General features: G+C 59.6%; 20 protein-coding genes. 15 read left to right on the top strand and 5 right to left on the bottom strand.

Annotated features, from left to right (window positions below):
• Nucleotides 1-8 precede the first annotated feature (8 nt).
• From nuoJ to nuoN, 5 genes are all read left to right on the top strand, one after another.
• On the top strand, nucleotides 9-563 hold the full coding sequence (nuoJ, locus tag AB8818_RS18880) for an NADH-quinone oxidoreductase subunit J (protein WP_008500212.1): 555 nt from the start codon (nucleotides 9-11) through the stop codon (nucleotides 561-563).
• Complete coding sequence (gene nuoK / locus AB8818_RS18875; protein ID WP_003861496.1) at nucleotides 560-862, top strand: NADH-quinone oxidoreductase subunit NuoK; 303 nt, start codon at nucleotides 560-562, stop codon at nucleotides 860-862. The genes nuoJ and nuoK overlap by 4 nt, the downstream gene beginning before the upstream one ends.
• Nucleotides 859-2,700, top strand: coding sequence for an NADH-quinone oxidoreductase subunit L (gene nuoL, locus AB8818_RS18870; protein ID WP_061097545.1), 1,842 nt, complete (start codon nucleotides 859-861; stop codon nucleotides 2,698-2,700). The genes nuoK and nuoL overlap by 4 nt, the downstream gene beginning before the upstream one ends.
• Nucleotides 2,701-2,776: 76 nt before the next feature.
• The gene (nuoM, locus tag AB8818_RS18865) at nucleotides 2,777-4,306 is read left to right on the top strand and encodes an NADH-quinone oxidoreductase subunit M (protein WP_023312532.1); all 1,530 of its coding nucleotides are present in this window, start codon (nucleotides 2,777-2,779) and stop codon (nucleotides 4,304-4,306) included.
• 6 nt (nucleotides 4,307-4,312) lie between these two features.
• On the top strand, nucleotides 4,313-5,770 hold the full coding sequence (gene nuoN / locus AB8818_RS18860) for an NADH-quinone oxidoreductase subunit NuoN (protein WP_061097547.1): 1,458 nt from the start codon (nucleotides 4,313-4,315) through the stop codon (nucleotides 5,768-5,770).
• A 91-nt stretch (nucleotides 5,771-5,861) separates the two neighbouring features.
• Here nuoN and AB8818_RS18855 read toward each other — a convergent pair whose 3' ends face one another.
• Together AB8818_RS18855 and rnz are read right to left on the bottom strand one after the other, a co-directional pair.
• Complete coding sequence (locus tag AB8818_RS18855) at nucleotides 5,862-6,866, bottom strand: chemotaxis protein (protein ID WP_116338576.1); 1,005 nt, start codon at nucleotides 6,864-6,866, stop codon at nucleotides 5,862-5,864.
• A 64-nt stretch (nucleotides 6,867-6,930) separates the two neighbouring features.
• Nucleotides 6,931-7,848: a ribonuclease Z gene (rnz, locus tag AB8818_RS18850; protein ID WP_192983195.1), complete on the bottom strand. Its 918-nt coding sequence runs from the start codon at nucleotides 7,846-7,848 to the stop codon at nucleotides 6,931-6,933.
• A gap of 71 nt (nucleotides 7,849-7,919) precedes the next feature.
• Here rnz and AB8818_RS18845 point away from each other — a divergent pair, with 71 nt between their 5' ends.
• The 8 genes from AB8818_RS18845 (at nucleotide 7,920) to menE (ending at nucleotide 15,830) form a co-directional block, all read left to right on the top strand.
• Entirely contained in the window at nucleotides 7,920-8,381 is a 462-nt protein-coding gene (locus tag AB8818_RS18845) for a GNAT family N-acetyltransferase (protein WP_116338580.1), read from the top strand.
• A 53-nt stretch (nucleotides 8,382-8,434) separates the two neighbouring features.
• A complete protein-coding gene (elaB, locus tag AB8818_RS18840) occupies nucleotides 8,435-8,740 on the top strand; it encodes a stress response protein ElaB (protein WP_028013924.1) in 306 nt (101 codons plus the stop codon).
• Between the two features lie 85 nt (nucleotides 8,741-8,825).
• Entirely contained in the window at nucleotides 8,826-10,121 is a 1,296-nt protein-coding gene (gene menF / locus AB8818_RS18835) for an isochorismate synthase MenF (protein WP_192983192.1), read from the top strand.
• Nucleotides 10,122-10,209: 88 nt separating this feature from the next.
• Nucleotides 10,210-11,880 carry a 2-succinyl-5-enolpyruvyl-6-hydroxy-3-cyclohexene-1-carboxylic-acid synthase gene (gene menD, locus AB8818_RS18830; RefSeq protein ID WP_192983189.1) on the top strand — a complete coding sequence of 557 codons (1,671 nt, stop codon included), beginning with the start codon at nucleotides 10,210-10,212 and terminating at the stop codon, nucleotides 11,878-11,880.
• Nucleotides 11,877-12,653, top strand: coding sequence for a 2-succinyl-6-hydroxy-2,4-cyclohexadiene-1-carboxylate synthase (gene menH / locus AB8818_RS18825; RefSeq protein ID WP_192983186.1), 777 nt, complete (start codon nucleotides 11,877-11,879; stop codon nucleotides 12,651-12,653). Before menD ends, menH begins: the two co-directional genes overlap by 4 nt.
• Nucleotides 12,650-13,507: a 1,4-dihydroxy-2-naphthoyl-CoA synthase gene (gene menB, locus AB8818_RS18820; protein WP_192983183.1), complete on the top strand. Its 858-nt coding sequence runs from the start codon at nucleotides 12,650-12,652 to the stop codon at nucleotides 13,505-13,507. The genes menH and menB overlap by 4 nt, the downstream gene beginning before the upstream one ends.
• Complete coding sequence (gene menC, locus AB8818_RS18815) at nucleotides 13,507-14,472, top strand: o-succinylbenzoate synthase (protein WP_192983180.1); 966 nt, start codon at nucleotides 13,507-13,509, stop codon at nucleotides 14,470-14,472. The genes menB and menC overlap by 1 nt, the downstream gene beginning before the upstream one ends.
• Nucleotides 14,469-15,830, top strand: a complete 1,362-nt coding sequence (gene menE, locus AB8818_RS18810) for an o-succinylbenzoate--CoA ligase (protein WP_371199955.1) — start codon at nucleotides 14,469-14,471, stop codon at nucleotides 15,828-15,830. The genes menC and menE overlap by 4 nt, the downstream gene beginning before the upstream one ends.
• On the opposite strand, the gene AB8818_RS18805 is transcribed toward menE, so the two are convergent.
• Genes AB8818_RS18805 through AB8818_RS18795 form a run of 3 tightly spaced genes read right to left on the bottom strand, consistent with a single transcriptional unit; the run spans nucleotide 15,831 to nucleotide 18,780 of the window.
• Nucleotides 15,831-17,345, bottom strand: coding sequence for a tripartite tricarboxylate transporter permease (locus tag AB8818_RS18805; RefSeq protein ID WP_116338595.1), 1,515 nt, complete (start codon nucleotides 17,343-17,345; stop codon nucleotides 15,831-15,833).
• 11 nt (nucleotides 17,346-17,356) lie between these two features.
• Nucleotides 17,357-17,788 carry a tripartite tricarboxylate transporter TctB family protein gene (locus AB8818_RS18800; protein ID WP_014884622.1) on the bottom strand — a complete coding sequence of 144 codons (432 nt, stop codon included), beginning with the start codon at nucleotides 17,786-17,788 and terminating at the stop codon, nucleotides 17,357-17,359.
• 11 nt (nucleotides 17,789-17,799) lie between these two features.
• Nucleotides 17,800-18,780, bottom strand: coding sequence for a tripartite tricarboxylate transporter substrate binding protein (locus AB8818_RS18795; RefSeq protein WP_047363034.1), 981 nt, complete (start codon nucleotides 18,778-18,780; stop codon nucleotides 17,800-17,802).
• A gap of 141 nt (nucleotides 18,781-18,921) precedes the next feature.
• Between AB8818_RS18795 and tctD the strand changes: the two genes are divergently transcribed.
• Together tctD and AB8818_RS18785 are read left to right on the top strand one after the other, a co-directional pair.
• Nucleotides 18,922-19,596: a transcriptional regulator TctD gene (gene tctD / locus AB8818_RS18790; protein WP_116338597.1), complete on the top strand. Its 675-nt coding sequence runs from the start codon at nucleotides 18,922-18,924 to the stop codon at nucleotides 19,594-19,596.
• Nucleotides 19,583-20,992 carry a sensor histidine kinase gene (locus AB8818_RS18785; RefSeq protein ID WP_233002561.1) on the top strand — a complete coding sequence of 470 codons (1,410 nt, stop codon included), beginning with the start codon at nucleotides 19,583-19,585 and terminating at the stop codon, nucleotides 20,990-20,992. Before tctD ends, AB8818_RS18785 begins: the two co-directional genes overlap by 14 nt.
• Nucleotides 20,993-21,088 lie beyond the last annotated feature (96 nt).

Raw genomic sequence — 21,088 nt, 5'->3', positions numbered from 1 at the left:
AGAGGGCAATGGAATTCGCTTTTTATATCTGTGGCCTTATCGCCATCCTGGCCACGCTGCGAGTGATTACGCACACCAATCCGGTGCATGCGCTGCTGTACTTAATCATCTCGCTGCTGGCCATTTCCGGGGTGTTCTTCGCGCTGGGCGCGCACTTTGCCGGTGCGCTGGAAATCATCGTCTACGCCGGGGCCATCATGGTGCTGTTCGTATTCGTGGTGATGATGCTGAACCTGGGCGGCTCTGAAATTGAGCAGGAACGTCAGTGGTTAAAACCGCAGGTGTGGATTGGCCCGGCAATTTTGTCGGCCATCATGCTGGTGGTGATCGTTTACGCCATCCTGGGTGTTAACGATCAGGGCATCGACGGCACGCCGATTGGTGCGAAAGAGGTGGGTATCACGCTCTTTGGCCCATACGTTCTGGCGGTGGAACTGGCCTCTATGCTGTTGCTGGCAGGCCTGGTTGTGGCTTTCCACGTTGGCCGTGAAGAGCGTGCTGGCGAGGTGCTGAGCAACCGCACTGACGACCGCGCGAAAAGAAAAACGGAGGAGCGCGCATGATCCCCTTAACACATGGACTGATCCTCGCTGCGATTTTATTCGTTCTGGGTCTGACCGGTCTGGTTATCCGCCGCAATCTGCTGTTTATGCTGATCGGTCTGGAAATCATGATTAACGCCTCCGCGCTGGCCTTCGTGGTCGCCGGAAGCTACTGGGGCCAGACCGATGGTCAGGTGATGTACATTCTCGCTATCAGCCTCGCGGCTGCCGAAGCGAGTATTGGCCTGGCGCTGTTGCTGCAGCTCCATCGTCGCCGCCAGAATCTGAACATCGATTCAGTAAGTGAGTTGCGTGGATGAACATGCTTGCCTTAACCATTATTTTTCCGCTGATTGGCTTCGTGCTGCTGGCGTTTTCTCGCGGCCGCTGGTCTGAGAATCTGTCTGCAACCGTCGGCATGGGCTCTGTTGGCCTGGCCGCGCTGGTCACAGCGTATGCGGGTATCGACTTCTTTAACAACGGGCGTCAGCCTTTCAGCGTGCCGCTGTGGACGTGGATGTCGGTCGGTGATTTCAACATCGGTTTCAACCTGGTGCTGGACGGCCTCTCGCTGACCATGCTCTCCGTGGTCACCGGCGTCGGCTTCCTGATCCACATGTTTGCCTCCTGGTACATGCGCGGTGAAGAGGGATACTCCCGCTTCTTCGCCTACACCAACCTGTTTATCGCCAGCATGGTCGTTCTGGTGCTGGCCGATAACCTGCTGCTGATGTATCTGGGCTGGGAAGGCGTGGGTCTGTGTTCTTACCTGCTGATCGGTTTCTACTATACCGATCCGAAGAATGGCGCAGCGGCCATGAAAGCGTTCGTCGTGACCCGCGTGGGTGACGTCTTCCTCGCGTTCGCGTTGTTCATTCTCTACAACGAACTGGGCACGCTGAACTTCCGCGAAATGGTGGAACTGGCGCCGGCGCACTTCGAAGCAGGCAACAACATGCTGTGGTGGGCAACGCTGATGCTGCTGGGTGGTGCCGTGGGTAAATCCGCACAGCTGCCGTTGCAGACCTGGCTGGCCGACGCGATGGCGGGTCCAACCCCTGTCTCCGCGCTGATCCACGCCGCGACCATGGTAACCGCTGGTGTTTATCTGATTGCGCGTACCCATGGCCTGTTCCTGATGACCCCGGAAATTCTGCATCTGGTGGGTATTGTCGGTGCAGTTACGCTGGTGCTGGCGGGCTTTGCTGCGCTGGTGCAGACCGACATCAAGCGTGTTCTCGCATACTCCACCATGAGCCAGATTGGTTACATGTTCCTGGCGCTGGGCGTTCAGGCGTGGGACGCGGCCATTTTCCACCTGATGACGCACGCGTTCTTTAAAGCGCTGCTGTTCCTCTCGTCCGGTTCCGTCATCCTGGCCTGCCATCACGAACAGAACATCTTCAAGATGGGCGGACTGCGTAAGTCCATCCCGCTGGTGTATGTTTGCTTCCTGGTGGGCGGCGCGGCGCTGGCGGCACTGCCGCTGATCACCGCGGGCTTCTTCAGTAAGGACGAAATCCTTGCGGGCGCCATGGCGAATGGTCATATCAATCTTATGGTTGCGGGTCTGGTCGGTGCGTTTATGACCTCCCTGTATACCTTCCGTATGATTTTCATCGTATTCCACGGTAAAGAACAAATTCACGCTCACGCAGGTAAGGGGATCACCCACCACCTGCCGCTGATTGTGCTGCTGGTACTCTCCACCTTCGTTGGCGCGATGATTGTGCCTCCGCTGCAGGGCGTACTGCCAGACACTACCGAGCTTGAGCACGGTCGCGTTCTGACGCTTGAAATCACCTCCGGTGTGGTCGCTATCGCGGGTATTCTGATTGCAGCATGGCTGTGGCTGGGTAAACGCACGCTGGTCACTGCCGTTGCCAACAGCGCGCCGGGCCGTCTGCTGGGTACCTGGTGGTACAACGCGTGGGGCTTCGACTGGCTGTACGACATGATCTTTGTTAAGCCGTTCCTGGGCATTGCGTGGCTGCTGAAGCGCGACCCACTGAACAGCCTGATGAATATCCCGGCGATCCTCTCCCGCTTTGCAGGTAAAGGCCTGCTGTACAGCGAGAACGGTTACCTGCGCTGGTATGTGGCGTCCATGAGCATCGGTGCGGTTGTCGTGCTGGCGCTGCTGATGGTGTTGCGTTGATCGTTAAGTGAATTTTATTCGAATTCGTTGAAAATCAGGCCCCTGCTGGGGGCCTTAAAAAGGAATGTAAATCGCCATGTTACTACCCTGGCTAATATTAATTCCCTTCATCGGCGGCTTCCTGTGCTGGCAGACTGAACGCTTTGGCGTGAAGATGCCGCGCTGGATCGCGCTGATCACCATGGGATTGACGCTCGCGCTTGGCCTGCAACTGTGGTTGCAGGGCGGTTACTCACTGACCCAGTCTGCGGGCATTCCGCAGTGGCAGTCTGAGTTTATCCTGCCGTGGATCCCGCGTTTCGGTATCACCATCCACCTGGCGATTGACGGTCTGTCGCTGCTGATGGTAGTGCTGACCGGTCTGCTCGGCGTTCTGGCGGTACTCTGCTCCTGGCGAGAAATCGAAAAATACCAGGGCTTCTTCCACCTGAACCTGATGTGGATCCTGGGCGGCGTGATCGGCGTGTTCCTTGCCATCGACATGTTCCTGTTCTTCTTCTTCTGGGAGATGATGCTGGTGCCGATGTACTTCCTGATCGCGCTGTGGGGCCACAAGGCGTCCGACGGTAAAACGCGTATCACGGCGGCAACCAAATTCTTCATCTATACCCAGGCGAGTGGTCTGGTGATGCTGATTGCGATTCTGGCGCTGGTGTTTGTTCACCACAACGCGACCGGCACCTGGACCTTCAACTACGAAGATCTGCTGAAGACACCAATGTCCCACGGCGTTGAATACCTGCTGATGCTGGGCTTCTTCATCGCCTTCGCGGTGAAAATGCCGGTGGTTCCGCTGCACGGCTGGCTGCCAGACGCGCACTCTCAGGCACCAACGGCGGGTTCCGTTGACCTGGCGGGCATCTTGCTGAAAACGGCGGCCTACGGTCTGCTGCGCTTCGCACTGCCGCTGTTCCCGAATGCTTCCGCAGAGTTCGCGCCAATCGCCATGTGGCTGGGCGTAATCGGTATCTTCTACGGCGCGTGGATGGCCTTCACGCAGTACGACATCAAGCGTCTGATTGCCTACACCTCCGTTTCCCACATGGGCTTCGTGTTGATTGCTATCTACACCGGCAGCCAGCTGGCGTACCAGGGCGCGGTGATCCAGATGATTGCGCACGGTCTGTCCGCAGCCGGCCTCTTCATCCTGTGCGGCCAGTTGTACGAACGTCTGCATACCCGCGACATGCGCATGATGGGCGGCCTGTGGAGCAAAATTAAGTGGCTGCCAGCGCTGTCCATGTTCTTCGCGGTGGCTACCCTGGGGATGCCAGGTACCGGTAACTTCGTCGGCGAATTTATGATTCTGTTCGGCAGCTTCAAAGTGGTACCGGTGATTACCGTGATCTCCACCTTTGGTCTGGTTTTCGCTTCCGTGTACTCGCTGGCGATGCTGCACCGCGCTTACTTCGGTAAAGCGAAGAGCGAAATTGCTGCTCAAGAACTGCCGGGGATGTCGCTGCGCGAGCTGTTCATCATCCTGCTGCTGGTCGTACTGCTGGTGCTGCTGGGCTTCTTCCCGCAGCCGATTCTGGATACCTCGCACAGCGCGATGGGTAACATCCAGCAGTGGTTTGTTAATTCTGCTTCTACTACAAGGCCGTAATTCGCCATGACAATAACTCCACAACAACTGATCGCGCTGCTACCGCTGCTGATCGTCGGATTGACGGTGGTGGTTGTGATGCTCTCCATTGCGTGGCGACGCAATCACTTCCTGAATGCCACGCTGTCGGTCATCGGACTGAACGCCGCGTTAGTCTCTCTCTGGTTTGTTGGCCAGGGCGGGGCGATGGACGTCACCCCGCTGATGCGCGTTGACGGCTATGCCATGCTTTATACCGGTCTGGTGCTGCTGGCGAGCCTGGCGACCTGTACCTTTGCGTACCCGTGGCTTGAAGGCTACAACGACAACAAAGAAGAGTTTTACCTGCTGGTTCTGATTGCCGCGCTGGGCGGCATTCTGCTGGCGAATGCCAACCACCTGGCCGCGCTGTTCCTCGGTATTGAGCTGATCTCTCTGCCGCTGTTCGGCCTGATTGGTTACGCCTTCCGCCAGAAGCGTTCTCTGGAAGCGAGCATCAAGTACACCATTCTGTCTGCTGCTGCGTCCTCGTTCCTGCTGTTTGGCATTGCGCTGCTGTACGCACAGTCCGGTAACCTCTCCTTCATGGCGCTCGGCAAGAGCCTCGGTGATGGCATGCTGCATGAGCCGCTGCTGCTGGCGGGTCTGGGCATGATGATCGTTGGCCTCGGCTTCAAGCTCTCTCTGGTTCCGTTCCACCTGTGGACGCCAGACGTCTACCAGGGCGCTCCGGCGCCGGTGTCGACCTTCCTGGCGACGGCGAGCAAAATCGCTATCTTCGGTGTGGTCATGCGTCTGTTCCTGTACGCGCCGGTCGGTGACAGCGAAGCGGTTCGCGTGGTGCTGGGCATTATCGCGTTCGTCTCCATCATCTTCGGTAACCTGATGGCGCTGAGCCAGACCAACATCAAGCGTCTGCTGGGCTACTCGTCCATCTCTCATCTGGGCTACCTGCTGGTGGCGCTGATTGCGCTGCAGAGCGGTGAGATGTCAATGGAAGCCGTGGGCGTGTATCTGGCAGGTTACCTGTTCAGCAGCCTCGGCGCCTTCGGCGTGGTGAGCCTGATGTCCAGCCCGTACCGTGGCCCGGATGCCGATTCACTGTTCTCCTACCGTGGTCTGTTCTGGCACCGTCCGATCCTGTCCGCGGTGATGACCGTGATGATGCTTTCTCTGGCGGGTATCCCAATGACGCTGGGCTTTATCGGTAAGTTCTACGTGCTGGCCGTTGGTGTGCAGGCGCACCTGTGGTGGCTGACTGCGGGCGTGGTGATTGGCTCCGCGATTGGCCTCTACTACTACCTGCGCGTGGCGGTGAGCCTGTATCTGAGTGCGCCTCAGCAGCTCAACCGTGATGCGCCATCCAACTGGCAGTACAGCGCCGGGGGTATCGTGGTACTCATCTCCGCGCTGCTGGTGCTGATCTTCGGTATCTATCCGCAGCCGCTGATTGATATTGTGCAGCGAGCGATGCCATTAATGTAAAAACAAAAAACCCGCTTCGGCGGGTTTTTTATGGTTTGCGCCCTCTCCCCGTGGGAGAGGGATGGGGTGAGGGCACCAGCCCGCACAGGACTTAAGCCAGCTGCTTCCTGCTAATCAACGGCCCGTCAATCTTCTTCATCGAGCGGTCCAGCACCTCTTCAATCACCGACGACAGCTCGTTCAGCTCAAACTTCGCCACATACCCGTCCGCCTTCACCTTGCGAATATGATCTTCGTTAGCGTTGCCGGAAAGGGACGAGTGGATCACCACCGGAATATCTTTCAGGACCGGGTCGGTTTTGATTTTGCGCGTCAGCGTAAATCCGTCCATCTCCGGCATTTCGAGGTCGGTCAGCACCAGGGCGATCTTGTCTGTGATCGGCACACCCTCAGCCTGCGCCTGAGCGGCCAGCACGCCAATTTTCTCCCACGCGTCTTTGCCGGTGATGTGCAGCTGCGCCGGGATCTCCATCGCCTGCAGACCTTTCTCCAGCATCGAACGCGCTACTTTGGAATCTTCCGCCACAATGGCGACCGAACCCGGCTTGATGTTGAATTTGGTCGTCTTCAGATTGGTCGCGTGCAGATCGTGATTGGCCGGGGTGATGTCATACAGGATCTGCTCAACGTCCAGCACCATCGCCAGATCGTTGGTATCCGTTTTCTCATCGAGGCAGGCAATGCTGGTGATATAGCGGCCGCTGACGGCGGTTTCCGCCGCGTGCACCTGCTTCCAGTCCAGACGCATGATGTTCTCAACCGATTCCACGGCAAAGGCCTGCACGCTGCGGGCGTATTCGGTGATCAGCAGGATGTTCAGCCCGGTGGTGGGCTTACAGCCCGCCACGGCGGCCAGGTCGATCACCGGGATCACCTGATCGCGTATATTCACCATCCCCATCAGCGGTGATTTCATCCCGGCGGGTTTTGTGAATTCCGGCATCGGCACAATCTCACGCAGCTTAAAAACGTTAATGCCAAACAGCTCGGATTTATTTTCGTTCAGAGAGGTGCCAAGACGGAACAGCAACAGTTCAAAACGGTTCGACAGGGTGAGATTCGCCCTGTCATCAATATCTTTCTGGAAATTATCCATTCTACCCTCGAGAGAAATGCTGACCTTTTAATCGTTATCGGCATTCTGAGAGAAAAATGAAGGGCTAAACGCTGACCTTAGCGAAATCTTCGGCCAGCTCGCACGCCGGGAACACCGCCAGGCACTCTGCCAGCAGGCTTGCGCACCCCCGCGCGTCGTAGCGGGAGCTAACATGAGTGACGATCAGTCTCCCTACACCCGCATCACGGGCAAGCTGCGCCGCCTGACGCGTTGAGCTGTGGCCGCGGCCGTTGGCTTTCTCTTCCATCGCCGTCTCCAGCGTGGCTTCGTGCACCATCACGTCCACGCCCTCGGCAAGCGTGAGCGCCGTCGGGCAGGGGGCCGTATCGCCAAAAATCGCCAGTTTTCTGCCTGGCTGCGGTGCGGCGAGATAATCCTGGCCGTTGATGACGCGTCCGTCCTCCAGCGTGACGGTCTCGCCCTGTTTGAGTCGCTGGAACAGCGGCCCGGGTTTTACGCCGTCGGCCATCAGCGCGGCGGCATCCAGCGCGCCGGTTTTGTCATGAGCTTCAACACGGTAGCCATAGCATTCCACAGGATGATTGAGCGGTTGAGCACTAACCCGATAATCTCCGTCATCGAATACCAGGCCTTCCGTAATCTCAACCACCTCCAGCGGATAATCGGTCCACGACCCGCTCAGGCGCAGCGTGGTTTCAACAAATTCACGAATACCAGCTGGTCCGTAAATCGTCAGCGGGTTGGCGTTACCGGCCATAGAGCGGCTGCACAGCAGGCCGGGAAGGCCAAACAGATGGTCGCCATGAAGATGAGTAATAAAAATTTTGTCCAGCTTGCCGGGGTGATACGAGGTATGTAACAGCTGATGCTGCGTCCCCTCACCGCAGTCAAACAGCCACAGCCCGCCGCGGGTGGGATGCTTAAGATCCAGCAGAATTGCCGTCACGTTTCGTGAGCGGGTTGGCACGCCAGCGGACGTACCCAGAAAAATCAGTTCCATAACGCAATCAGCCCTTTGCCGAACGGGGAGGGGTTTAGTATAACGTGATGAACCCCAGGAAGGAGAAAGAGATGATTCAGTGGCAAGATTTACATCATAGTGAGCTCACCGTTCATTCGCTCTACGCGCTGCTTAAACTGCGCTGCGAAGTGTTTGTGGTTGAACAGACCTGCCCGTATCAGGACATCGACGGCGATGACCTCGTTGGCGAAAACCGCCATATCCTTGGCTGGAAGGATGGCGAGCTGGTGGCGTATGCGAGGATTCTGAAAAGCGAGGACGATGTCGAGCCCGTCGCGATAGGTCGGGTTATCGTCAGCGGTAACGCGCGCGGTGAAAAGCTGGGCTATCGGCTGATGGAAAAAACGCTGGAGGCGTGCCAAAAACAGTGGCCGGACAAGGCGTTATACCTGGGCGCGCAGGCACACCTGCAATCCTTCTACGGTCATTTCGGTTTTATGCCGGTCACCGACATCTACGACGAAGACGGTATTCCGCACATCGGCATGGCGCGCGAAGCGAAACAGGCGTAATGGCGCGTCGTTGTCTATAGTTAGCGGACTGGTGTACTAACATGGAGAAAAATATGTCATTTCAATCCTGGGATACCCGTATCGACGACGACCTGACCTTACTGAGCGAAACGCTGGAAGAGGTGTTACGTTCCTCAGGCGACCCTGCCGATCAGAAATATATCGAGCTGAAAGCCCGTGCAGAGCAGGCGCTCCACGACGTTAAAAACCGCGTCAGCCATGCGTCTGATACGTATTACTACCGCGCCAAAAAAGCGGTTTATCGTGCCGATGACTACGTCCATGAAAAACCGTGGCAGGGCATTGGGGTGGGGGCAGCCGTAGGGCTGGTGCTGGGGCTGCTGCTGGCCCGTCGTTAAGGCGCTTAACCACTCCCTATACGTGGGTACTGATATTTCTTATGGTACCCCGTATAATATGAGGTTTTAACAGGGAGAGGTTCGCGTGAATTCGATTTTCCTCGCGCTGGAGCACCTGCGTACCCAGCTTGCGCAAGCGTTACCTGCAACATCCGGCCTGCGTCAATTCGACGTCTCTTTCCCGTTAAACGATGCCTTCGATCCCCTCGCCTGGCTGGGCGAGCAGCAGTGCTATCCGCAGTTTTACTGGCAACAGCGTAACGGCGATGAAGAGCTGGCCGCGCTGGGAGCGGTTACCCAATTCTCCTCTCTGGCGTTAGCCTCGCAGTTTTTGCGCGCGCAACACGCGCCTGAAGATACCCGTATCTGCGGCCTGAACGCGTTTAACCCGGAGCAGGGCAGCCTCTTTTTACCGCGTCTGCTGTGGCGTCGTACCGCTGGCCACGCCACGTTGCGCCTGCAGCTGTGGAGCGACAGCTCGCTTGAGGACGATGCCGACACCGCGCGTGCGCTCTTACAGCAACTCCTTCCCGCAAAACCCATCCGTCCGCTCTCCGTGCAGGTTGAGCGCGAAACCCATCATCCGGAAAAACCGCAATGGCTTAGCCTTATCGGCAAAGCGACAGAGACGATTGCACGCGGTGATTTCGAAAAGGTGGTTCTCGCCCGCGCAACCGATTTGCAGTGTAAACAGCGCGTTAACCCCGTCGCGCTGATGGCCGCCAGCCGCGCCCTGAATTTAAACTGCTATCATTTTTGCATGATATTCGACGCCAGCAATGCGTTTCTCGGCTCCACGCCAGAGCGTCTCTGGCGGCGGCGCGGCAAGCTGCTGCGCACCGAAGCGCTGGCGGGCACCGTTGCCAGCCATACTGACGATAAGCAGGCGCAGCGTCTCGGCGAGTGGCTGCTGAATGACGATAAAAACCAGCGCGAAAATATGCTGGTGGTGGAGGATATATGCCAGCGTCTTCAGCACCATACGCAGACGCTGGAGGTATTGCCGGCTCAGGTCGTCCGCCTGCGCAAAGTGCAGCACTTACGCCGCTGTATCTGGACCGAGCTTAAGCAGGCCGACGATGAGCTGTGCCTGCACGTGCTCCAGCCGACGGCGGCGGTAGCCGGGCTACCGCGACAGCCTGCGCGTGAGTTTATACAGCACGTAGAACCCTTTAACCGCGAGTGGTACGCCGGTTCAGCCGGGTATTTATCCCCCGAGCAAAGCGAGTTCTGCGTGGCGCTGCGCTCGGCGCGCGTCCGGGAAGACGCCCTGCGGCTCTACGCCGGGGCGGGCATTGTCAGCGGGTCTGACCCGGAGCAGGAGTGGCAGGAGATCGAAAACAAAGCCGCCGGATTGCGCTCTCTGCTCCTAAGGGATTAATACAGATTCGCGCAATCCCGATTCATATCAAAATTCCAATTTTTTCTATTATTTATACTGTGTCGCATTCTTGATACCGGACAATCTCATGTCAGTAAGTTCTTTTAACCGACGCTGGGCGGCGGTGATCCTTGAAGCCCTGACGCGCCATGGCGTCAGGCACGTGTGTATTGCACCGGGTTCTCGTTCAACGCCGCTGACGCTGACAGCCGCTGAAAACCGGGCGTTGATTCACCACACCCATTTTGATGAACGCGGCCTTGGCCATCTCGCGCTCGGGCTGGCGAAGGTTAGCAAAGAACCCGTGGCGGTGATCGTCACCTCCGGTACCGCCGTGGCGAACCTCTATCCGGCACTGATTGAAGCCGGGTTAACCGGTGAAAAGCTGATCCTGCTGACGGCCGACCGCCCGCCTGAGCTAATCGACTGTGGCGCCAATCAGGCCATACGCCAGCCGGGACTGTTTTCTTCGCATCCCTCACAGACGGTTTCGTTACCGCGTCCTACCCAGGATATTCCGGCAAGCTGGCTGGTCTCCACCGTCGATCACGCCATGGCAACATTGCGCAGCGGGGCGCTGCATATCAATTGCCCGTTTGCCGAACCGCTTTACGGGGAGCTGGACGATACCGGTATTGACTGGCAGCAGTCACTCGGCGACTGGTGGCAGAGTGAAAAGCCGTGGCTGCGCGAGCAGACGCATCTTGAGAGCGCGAAGCAGCGCGACTGGTTCTTCTGGCGGCAGAAGCGCGGCGTGGTTATCGCCGGGCGCATGAGCGCCGCCGAAGGCAGGCGGGTCGCCGAATGGGCGCAAACCCTTGGCTGGCCGCTGATTGGCGACGTGCTTTCCCAGACCGGTCAGCCGCTGCCGTGCGCCGATCTCTGGCTGGGTAACGCGAAAGCGGTTACTGAGCTTTCACAGGCGCAGATTGTGGTCCAGATCGGCGCAAGCCTTACCGGCAAACGTCTGCTGCAGTGGCAGGCGACCTGCACGCCTGAAGAGTACTGGGTGGTGGACGCGCTGGAAGGGCGGCTCGACCCGGCGCACCATCGCGGCCGTCGTCTGGTGAGCGAAATTGACAGCTGGCTGGAACTGCACCCGGCGGAAAAACGTCAGCCCTGGGCGGTGGCGATCCCGGAGCTGTCGCGTCAGGCGTGGGAAATCACCAAAGCGCGCTGTGAGGCATTCAGCGAAGCCGGGCTGGCGCACCGTATTCGCCAGTACCTGCCTGAACAGGGCCAGTTGTTTGTCGGCAACAGCCTCGTCGTGCGGCTGATTGACGCCTTTTCGAAGCTGCCGGCGGGCTATCCGGTTTACAGCAACCGTGGCGCCAGCGGCATCGACGGGCTGATCTCGACGGCGGCAGGCGTGCAGCGCGCCAGCGCGAAATCGACGCTGGCGATCGTCGGCGATCTTTCCGCGCTCTACGATCTCAACGCGCTGGCGCTGCTGCGTCAGGCATCTGCACCGTTTGTGCTGATTGTAGTCAATAATAACGGCGGGCAGATCTTCTCCCTGTTACCGACGCCCCAGAGCGAGCGCGAGCGCTTCTATCTGATGCCGCAGAACGTGCAGTTTGAACACGCCGCGGCGATGTTTAGCCTGAAATACCATCGTCCGGAAAGCTGGGAACAGCTGGATGCGGCGTTAAGCACCGCCTGGAAGCAGCCGGGCGCGACGCTGATTGAGCTGGTGGTGAACGAGGCCGACGGCGCGCAGACCCTGCAAAGCCTGCTGGCGCAGGTGAGCCAGCTGTGATCCTCTCGGGCGTGCAGCAGGCCGGAAAGCCAGGCTATCCCTGGCTGGTCTTTTTGCACGGTTTTTCCGGCGACTGCCGCGAGTGGCAGGATGTCGGGAAGACGCTCAGCGAGTATCCCCGGCTCTATCTTGACCTGCCGGGCCACGGTGAGTCAGGGGAGATAACCGTGACGGGGTTCGACGAGATGAGTCATTTGCTCACCCGAACCCTTCTTAGTTACAACATACTAAACTTCTGGCTGGTGGGGTACTCCCTCGGCGGCCGCATTGCGATGTTTCATGCCTGCCAGCAGCCGAAGGGGCTGCTTGGGGTGATTGTTGAAGGTGGGCATCCGGGCCTGCAGGATGAGAACGAGCGCACTGCGCGGCGGTTATCCGACCATCGCTGGGCAACGCGTTTTCGCACCGAACCGCTGGAAACGGTTTTTACCGACTGGTATCAACAGCCCGTGTTTGCTTCCCTCACAGACGACCAGCGCAAGGCGCTTGTTACCCTGCGCAGCCAGAACAACGGCGCGACGCTGGCGAAGATGCTCGACGCAACATCGCTGGCCGTGCAGCCCGATTTGCGTGCCGCGATTAGCGTATGCAATTTCCCTTTTGACTATCTCTATGGTGAATGGGATGAGAAGTTCGCGGCCCTGGCCGCTGAGCTGGACGCCGTTCACCATGCGATTCCCAACGCCGGACACAACGCCCACCGGGAAAACCCCGACGCGGTTGCCGCGAGTCTGGCTAAGATACTGCGTCTTCGAATAAAGGACACTCTATGATCTATCCTGATGAACATATGCTTTATGCGCCGGTTGAATGGCAGGACTGCTCCGAAGGCTACACCGACATTCGTTACCACAAATCCATCGACGGCATTGCCAAAATCACCATCAACCGTCCGCAGGTGCGTAACGCCTTCCGTCCGCTGACCGTCAAAGAGATGATTCAGGCCCTGGCGGATGCGCGCTACGACGACAGCATCGGCGTGATTGTGCTGACCGGCGAAGGTGAGAAAGCCTTCTGCTCCGGTGGCGATCAGAAAGTGCGTGGCGACTACGGCGGATATCAGGACGATGCGGGTACGCACCATCTGAACGTGCTCGATTTCCAGCGCCAGATCCGCACCTGTCCGAAACCGGTGGTGGCGATGGTGGCGGGTTACTCCATCGGCGGCGGCCACGTGCTGCACATGATGTGCGACCTGACTATCGCCGCGGAAAACGCCATCTTCGGCCAGACCGGCCCGAAAGTGGGCTCTTTCGACGGCGGCTGGGGCGCGTCCTATATGGCGCGCATCGTCGGGCAGAAAAAAGCTCGCGAAATCTGGTTCCTGTGCCGTCAGTACAACGCTCAGGAAGCGCTGGATATGGGCCTGGTCAATACCGTGGTGCCGATTGCCGATCTCGAAAAAGAGACCGTGCGCTGGTGCCGCGAAATGCTGCAAAACAGCCCGATGGCGCTGCGCTGCCTGAAGGCCGCGCTCAACGCGGACTGTGACGGTCAGGCGGGCCTGCAGGAGCTGGCGGGCAACGCCACCATGCTGTTCTACATGACCGAAGAGGGTCAGGAAGGACGCAACGCGTTTAACGAAAAACGCCAGCCGGACTTCAGCAAATACAAACGGAACCCGTAATGCGTCGCGCGCAGGTTTACCGCTGGCAGATACCGATGGACGCGGGCGTGGTGCTGCGTGAACGGCGGTTAAAAACCCGTGACGGCTTCTTCGTCCATCTGCAGCAGGACGAGCGGGAAGGCTGGGGCGAGATTTCGCCTCTGCCGGGCTTTAGCCTGGAGTCGATGGATGACGCGCAGGCTGCGCTGTTGACGTGGGCAAAAGCTTGGTGTGATGGCACAAACCTGGCGTTGCCGGACGCGCCTTCCGCAGCGTTTGGTATCAGCTGTGCGCTGGCGGAGCTGGACGGCAGCCTGCCGAAAGAGGCTAATTACCGCTCGGCACCGCTCTGCACGGGAGATCCGGACGAGCTGTTCGCGCAGCTCTCCGCCATGCCGGGCGAGAAAGTGGCGAAAATTAAAGTCGGTCTCTACGAAGCGGTGCGCGACGGAATGGTCGCTAACCTGCTGCTGGAAGCAATCCCCGATCTGCACCTGCGTCTGGATGCCAACCGCGCCTGGACGCCGCTTAAGGCGCAGCAGTTCGCGAAGTACGTCAACCCGGCGTACCGCAGCCGCATTGCCTTCCTCGAAGAACCGTGCAAAACCCGCGATGATTCGCGCGCCTTTGCCCGCGACACGGGGATTGCTATCGCCTGGGATGAAAGCCTGCGCGAGGACGATTTTGAATTTGTCGCCGAGCCCGGCGTCAGCGCGGTGGTGATTAAGCCAACGTTGACCGGCAGCCTGGCGAAGGTGCGCGAGCAGGTCGCGGCGGCGCACGCGCTGGGGCTGACGGCGGTGATCAGCTCGTCGATTGAGTCCAGCCTTGGGCTGAGTCAGCTGGCGCGCGTTGCCGCCTGGCTAACGCCGGACACGGTTCCTGGCCTCGACACGCTTAATCTGATGCAGGCGCAGCTTATCCGCACGTGGCCGGACAGCGCGCTGCCGTGCCTCGACGCAGAGGCGCTGGAGCCGTTGCTATGAGCTTTACCGACTGGCCCTGGCGGCACTGGTGCGCGCGTTTTGCCGATAAACCGGCCCTGAGGCTGAATGACGAAGCGCTCACCTGGCGCCAGCTGTGCGCGCGCGTCGACCGCCTTGCGGCAGGCTTTCACCAGCAGGGGGTGGCGGAGGGCGACGGCGTACTGCTGCTGGCCTATAACCACCCGCAAACGCTGCTGGCATGGCTGGCGCTGCTGCAGTGCGGGGCGCGTATTCTTCCCGTTAATCCGCAGCTGCCGCGTCCGGTGCTTGACGTGCTGATCCCGCAGATGACGCTGCGCTTTGCGCTGGTGCTGGACGGCCGCTACGAGGGTCTTCATGCCCCGAGCATGCGCGAGCCAGCTGATACGTACTGCGCTGCGTGGCAACCGACGCGGCTGGCCTCCATGACGCTGACTTCCGGATCCACCGGGCTGCCGAAGGCGGCGGTGCATACCTGCGACGCCCATCTTGCCAGCGCTCGCGGCGTGCTGTCGTTGATGCCTTACGGAGATAACGACGACTGGCTGCTTTCGCTGCCGCTGTTTCACGTTTCCGGCCAGGGGATTTTATGGCGCTGGCTGCAGGCCGGTGCGCGCTTGACCGTGCGCGAGAAGCAGCCGCTGGAGCAGGCGCTGCGCGGCTGCACCCACGCCTCGCTGGTGCCGACCCAGCTCTGGCGTCTGCTGAATAGCGAAAGCCACATCGCATTGAAAGCGGTTTTGCTTGGCGGGGCGGCCATTCCCGTGACGCTGACCCAAAAGGCCCGGGAGCAGGGGATTCGGACGTACTGCGGCTACGGCCTGACCGAGTTTGCCTCTACCGTTTGCGCAAAAGAGGCTGACGGCGATCCGGATGTGGGCTGTGTGCTGCCGGGCAGAGAGGTGCAGGTCGTTAACGGTGAAGTCTGGATCAAAGCGCAAAGCATGGCTTCCGGCTACTGGCGGGACGGCGCGCTAATTCCGCTGACCAACGCGCAGGGCTGGTTCGCCACCCGCGATCGCGGGGAATGGCATGGCGACCGTCTGACGATTTTAGGCCGAATGGACAACCTCTTTTTCAGCGGAGGAGAGGGGATCCAGCCGGAATCGCTGGAGCGCGTTATCGCCGCGCACCCGCAGATTAACCAGGTGTTTATCGTCCCGCTGGATGACGCCGAGTTTGGACAGCGCCCGGTAGCGGTGGTGGAGTGCGAGCCGGGAACGGATATCACCCGTCTCCCGACCTGGGTACAGGGCAGGCTGGCACGCTTTGAGCAGCCTGTTCACTGGCTGGTGCTGCCGGCTGAGCTAAAAAATGGCGGGATTAAGATCTCCCGCCAGGCGTTAAAACAGTGGGTGAATGCCCAACTGTCCGTGTAGTTAGCCGATATCCGGCTCCGGTTTGCGCTGGCGACGACGCAGCAGGCGCAACACCGGCGGCACCACAATCACCATTACTGCCAGCGCTAACAGAACCTTCGCGACGCTGCTGTCCCACAGTATCGACACATTGCCATTGCTGATGGACAGGGCGCGGCGCAGGTTCTGCTCCAGCATCTCACCCAGCACAAAGCCCAAAATCAGCGGTGACATCGGGAAGTGCATTTTTCGCAAGATGTAGCCGAACACGCCCAGGACCACCATCAGCACCAGGTCAAACGTGGTGCTGTGTACCGCGTACACCCCCACTGCAGAGACGGCGGCAATGGCGGGCACAAGGAACCACAGGGGAATGGTTAGCATGCGGGTGAACAGCCCAATCAGCGGGATATTCATCACCAGCAGCATCACGTTAGCGATCAGCAGTGCGGCAATCAGCCCCCAGACAATATCGGGCTGCTCGGTAAACATCGCCGGGCCGGGCGTGATGTTATAGAGCGTCAGCGCGCCCATCATCACCGCCGTGGTGCCGGAACCCGGCACGCCCAGGGTCAGCATCGGGATAAACGAGCCACATGCCGAGGCGTTATTAGCCGCCTCAGGCGCGGCGACGCCGCGAATATCGCCTTTACCAAAGCTGTCGCTGTTGCCGCTGAGCTTCTTCTCGGTCATGTAGGTAATGGCACTGGCGATAGTGGCCCCGGCGCCCGGCAGGATGCCGACGAAGAAGCCAATCACCGACGAGCGCAGCGTGGCGCCGATGCACTGCGCGCCCTCTTTAGCGCTAAAGAGCATCCGGCCGGTTTTGCGCACCAGCGTCTGCCCGCTGCTGGTATGCTCCAGCATCAGTAAGATCTCAGAGACAGAGAACAGGCCGATCACAACCACGATGAACTGCACGCCGTCGGACAGGTGAACGCTGTCGAAGGTAAAGCGATAAACCCCGGTGTTGGCATCCACGCCGACGGTGGCTAACCCTAAGCCAATCAGCGCGGACAAAAACGACTTCAGCGGATTTTGCGCCATCATGCTGCCGAGGCAGGCAATGGCGAACACCATGAGGGCAAAATATTCTGCCGGACCAAACGCCAGCGACCACTGGGCCAGCGCAGGCGCAAACAGAATGATGCCGCCAATGGCAATCATTGAGCCAAAGAATGAACTGACCGCAGAGATGGAGAGCGCCACGCCGCCGCGTCCCTGCCGCGCCATCGGGTAGCCGTCCAGCGCGGTCATGATCGCCGCCGCATCCCCCGGAACGTTAAGCAGGATTGACGAAATGCGTCCGCCATATTCACAGCCGATATAGACCGTTGCCAGCAGGATCAGCGCCGACTCCGCAGGCAGATGCAGGGCAAACGCCAGCGGGAGTAAAATCGCCACGCCGTTGATCGGCCCAAGGCCCGGCAGCAGGCCGACAATCGTCCCCACGAAACAGCCTATCAGGGCGATCACCAGGTTTTCCGGGGTCATCGCCACGGCGAACCCCTGCGAGAGGTAAATCCAGGTATCCATAGCGTGCTCCGTTAATTAAGCCAGGCGCCGAGCGGTAAGGTCACGTCCAGCAGGCGGTCAAAGGCGTACCACAGTAAAATCCCCATCACCACGCCAGAGATCCCCGCAGCGGGGAGAGTGGCGTTAAACAGCATGCCGATGACCATCGTCAGGATAGCGGTTGCCACCGGGAAGCCGAGCCACTCAAAGCCCCAGGCATACATCAGCAGCACGATCACCATCACCAGCAGACGCTGCAGAATGCGACGCGGCGGCCACTCGACGGTATCCGGGTGGCGAAGCAGCAGCGCCACCGAGCAGAGCAGCATCAGGCCGACGATGCCCATCGGGAAGGGGCGGGGCCCCACGGGTTCATAGCTGTACTCGCTGTGGATCTGCCAGGCGACAAACATCCCGCCAACGCAGAGCAGCAGCCATATCCCGGCAAAAATACGATCGCTCATAGCGCCTCCGCTTATTTCGCCAGGCCAAAGGCTTTCGCCTGCTCGCGGTAGTCATTCACCTGTTTTTTCACGTACTCATCAAGCGGCTTACCGGTCAGGTTAAACTCAAACAGCCCGCGCAGATCGCGCTGTTTCTTAAACTCTTCGGTCTGCTGAAGTTTGTTGAACGCGTCGACCCACCACTGGTACTCGGCATCGGTCACTTTTGGCCCGACGAAGAACCCGCGGATGATTGGCCAGACCAGGTTATAACCTTGCTCTTTGGCGGTCGGGACGTTCGCCAGCTGCCCCGGCAGTCGGTTTTCTGAGAAGACCGCCAGCACGCGGATTTTATCCCCGCTCAGGTACGGCACCATCTCGCTGAGATCGCCGGAAACGGCCTGAACGTGGTTGCCCATCAGCGCCGTGACCGGTTCGCCGCCGCCTTCAAAGGCCACGTAGCGCATCTTGTGCGGGTCAACCTTTGCCTGCTGGGCGAGAAGGGCCGCTTTCATCCAGTCCTGGCTCCCGATAGACGCCCCTGCGCCAATCACCACGCTGTTCGGATCTTTTTCCATAGCGGTCAGCAGATCTTTCAGGGATTTCCACGGGGAATCGGCACGTACGGCAATCATCCCGTAGTCGGTGCCGACGGTCGCCAGCCAGCGCACGTCGTCCACGCCGTAGCGGCCAAACTTGCCCTGCGACAGGTTCAGCAGCGAGCCGCCGGAGAAGGCCACCACCGTTCCCGCTTCTGCGGGTCGTTGTGCGACGATGGCGTTATAGGCCACCGCGCCCACGCCGCCGGGCATGTAGGTGACGCGCATCGGTTTCTCGATGGCCTTCGTCTCCAGCAGGCTAACCTGAATCAGTTTGCAGGTGAGATCGAAGCCGCCGCCCGGCTTGGCCGGGGCGATACATTCGGTACGGGACGGAGCGTCCTGGGCCTGAACGACAGAGGTACTCAACAGCAATACGCTTGCAGCAAGGGTAGAAAGTAATTGTTTTTTCATCGTTTATCCTCACGCCGGGGTACGGGTATGGGTCTTTTTTCTGATTATGTGAACCACCTTGTAGCGGTTCCGTTGCGTGATTGTTAAAACAATAACCTTTCATTTCCCTTTCAATGGGGAACCAACTTTACAGGATGTGACATGCGTCTCTTACTGGCAGAAGATAATCGTGAGCTGGCTCACTGGCTGGAGAAAGCGCTGGTGCAGGAAGGCTTTGCCGTGGACTGCGTCTCCGACGGGCGCGCCGCCGACCATCTGCTGCAGGGTGAAAATTACGCGGTTGCTATTCTGGACATCGGCATGCCCGGTTTTGACGGTCTCGAAGTGGTCCATCGCCTCAGAAAACGGGGGCAGACGCTGCCGGTGCTGTTTCTTACCGCCCGAAGCAACGTGGCGGATCGGGTGAAGGGACTGAACGCCGGGGCAGACGACTATCTGCCAAAACCGTTTGAGTTGGAGGAGCTTGACGCACGTCTGCGCGCCCTGTTGCGCCGAAGCGAGGGGCGGACGCAGGAGCGCCAGCGCCTTGGGGAGCTGGAGTATGACGACGAGGGCTTTTTCCTGCTGCGCGATGAACCGCTTTCCCTGACGCCGCGCGAGCTCTCCCTGCTGAAAGTGCTGATGCACCGCCGGACCCGTCCGGTTTCACGTCAGCAGCTTTTCGACCAGGTATTCAGCCTTAACGACGACGTCAGCCCTGAAAGCATCGATCTTTATATTCACCGCCTGCGTAAGAAACTGGCCGGCAGCGGCGTGCGGATCACCACCCTGCGGGGGCTTGGGTACGTGCTGGAGTGCGGCGATGAGGTGGGTTAAGCCGCAGTCGCTCTACCTGCAGCTGCTGCTTTTCCTTGGCCTGCCGCTGCTGCTGCTGTGGGGATTGTCGGCCTTTAACAGCTACGTCAGCGCGCTGCAGGCGGCCACGCAGGCTTACGACCGCACGCTGTTATCTTCTGCTCGCACCATCTCAGAGCGGCTGGAGGTGCACAACGGCAGGCTGGCGGTGGACGTGCCCTGGGTGGTGCTCGACAGCTTTGAGCTCAACATGAACGACCGGCTCTACTATAAGGTGGTCGACCCCGACGGCCGGGTGATCTCCGGCTATGACGATCTGCCGAAGATGCCGCCTGCGACGTCGCGCACCACCCTCTACCCGGCGCTGGCGTGGTTTTACCACACTGAATATCGCGGCCAGGCGATTCGGGTGGCGCGTCTGCTGCAGCCCGTACATGAAGATAATATTTTTGGCATGGCGGAGATTTACGTCGCGGAGACGCTCCAGTCCCGCCGCTATCTTGCCAGCCAGCTGCTCTTTTCATCCTGGGTCTCGCAGGGGCTGCTGGTGCTGCTGACGCTGGTGCTGACCGCGTGGCTGCTGCGCCGCGTGCTGCGCCCAATGCGCCAGCTTTCGTCTCTGATGGTGCGGCGCGAACCGGGCCTGCTCGCGCCCCTGCCGGAGCTGCTGCCCTGGTCGGAGACCCGGCTGCTGATTGTTGCCTTTAACCGCTATATCGACAGGTTGCGCGGCGTGCTTTCGCGGCAGGAACGCTTTAACGCGGATGCGTCGCACCAGCTCAAAACCCCGCTGGCGGTGCTTAAAACGCAGGTCTCCGTCGCCCTCACTCGCCAGGATCCCGCTCTGTGGCAGGAGAGCCTGCGGGCAATGAATGCCACCCTGGACGACACTATCGTGCTCACCGAGCGGCTGCTGCAGCTTTCAGCGGTGAAGGGCAAAGAGCAGGGGGAGCGTCAGTTTACGCCCGTGGATCTGGTTCAGGTGGTGCAGAACTGCTGCTTCTCCCGGCTGGCGCAGGCGCGGAGCAAGGCGATCGATTTAGGGTATGACGGTGTACAGCAGCCGGTGATGATCGAAGGCGATGACGTTCTGCTGGGTGAGCTGTGCGCCAACCTGCTGGAGAACGCGATTAAATATACGCCTGCAGGCGGGACCGTGACCGTTTTCCTGCGCGTGGACGGCGGTGCCGTTGAGCTGAGCGTTGAGGATAGCGGACCCGGCATTGAAGAGGATCAGATCTACCAGGCGATGCTGCCGTTCCACCGGCTGGACAACGTCGGGGACGCCTCCGGTTCCGGGATTGGACTGGCGCTGGCGGGGGACATCGCCCGGCTTCACCGCAGCCATTTGCAGCTGACCCGCAGCGGAACGCTGGGCGGCCTGTGCGTCAAAATGCGCTTTCTGCTGCTTACGTAAAAAAGCCGCAGGTTTCAAATCGTTACAATCTTCCTGTCCGCCGCACGCAGAGTGCTTGATCCCCGGGAGACTCAGGTTAAAATCTCGCGGTTTTGG

Source organism: Enterobacter sp. KB-280D8 (genome assembly GCF_041399405.1).
GTDB classification, from domain to species: domain Bacteria; phylum Pseudomonadota; class Gammaproteobacteria; order Enterobacterales; family Enterobacteriaceae; genus Enterobacter; species Enterobacter cloacae_N.
Note: the sequence above shows the minus strand (reverse complement) of the source record. Positions and strands in the feature narration are given on the sequence as shown.

Bases quoted from the DNA above. Each gene is read 5' to 3' on its own strand.
- nuoL (WP_061097545.1), top strand. From the start codon at position 859: ATGAACATGCTTGCCTTAACCATTATTTTTCCGCTGATTGGCTTCGTG.
- menE (WP_371199955.1), top strand. From the start codon at position 14,469: ATGAGCTTTACCGACTGGCCCTGGCGGCACTGGTGCGCGCGTTTTGCC.
- AB8818_RS18805 (WP_116338595.1), bottom strand. From the start codon at position 17,345: ATGGATACCTGGATTTACCTCTCGCAGGGGTTCGCCGTGGCGATGACC.
- menD (WP_192983189.1), top strand. From the start codon at position 10,210: ATGTCAGTAAGTTCTTTTAACCGACGCTGGGCGGCGGTGATCCTTGAA.
- AB8818_RS18845 (WP_116338580.1), top strand. From the start codon at position 7,920: ATGATTCAGTGGCAAGATTTACATCATAGTGAGCTCACCGTTCATTCG.
- nuoK (WP_003861496.1), top strand. From the start codon at position 560: ATGATCCCCTTAACACATGGACTGATCCTCGCTGCGATTTTATTCGTT.
- nuoM (WP_023312532.1), top strand. From the start codon at position 2,777: ATGTTACTACCCTGGCTAATATTAATTCCCTTCATCGGCGGCTTCCTG.
- nuoJ (WP_008500212.1), top strand. From the start codon at position 9: ATGGAATTCGCTTTTTATATCTGTGGCCTTATCGCCATCCTGGCCACG.
- nuoN (WP_061097547.1), top strand. From the start codon at position 4,313: ATGACAATAACTCCACAACAACTGATCGCGCTGCTACCGCTGCTGATC.
- menB (WP_192983183.1), top strand. From the start codon at position 12,650: ATGATCTATCCTGATGAACATATGCTTTATGCGCCGGTTGAATGGCAG.
- AB8818_RS18795 (WP_047363034.1), bottom strand. From the start codon at position 18,780: ATGAAAAAACAATTACTTTCTACCCTTGCTGCAAGCGTATTGCTGTTG.
- AB8818_RS18785 (WP_233002561.1), top strand. From the start codon at position 19,583: ATGAGGTGGGTTAAGCCGCAGTCGCTCTACCTGCAGCTGCTGCTTTTC.
- tctD (WP_116338597.1), top strand. From the start codon at position 18,922: ATGCGTCTCTTACTGGCAGAAGATAATCGTGAGCTGGCTCACTGGCTG.
- menC (WP_192983180.1), top strand. From the start codon at position 13,507: ATGCGTCGCGCGCAGGTTTACCGCTGGCAGATACCGATGGACGCGGGC.
- AB8818_RS18855 (WP_116338576.1), bottom strand. From the start codon at position 6,866: ATGGATAATTTCCAGAAAGATATTGATGACAGGGCGAATCTCACCCTG.
- elaB (WP_028013924.1), top strand. From the start codon at position 8,435: ATGTCATTTCAATCCTGGGATACCCGTATCGACGACGACCTGACCTTA.
- AB8818_RS18800 (WP_014884622.1), bottom strand. From the start codon at position 17,788: ATGAGCGATCGTATTTTTGCCGGGATATGGCTGCTGCTCTGCGTTGGC.
- rnz (WP_192983195.1), bottom strand. From the start codon at position 7,848: ATGGAACTGATTTTTCTGGGTACGTCCGCTGGCGTGCCAACCCGCTCA.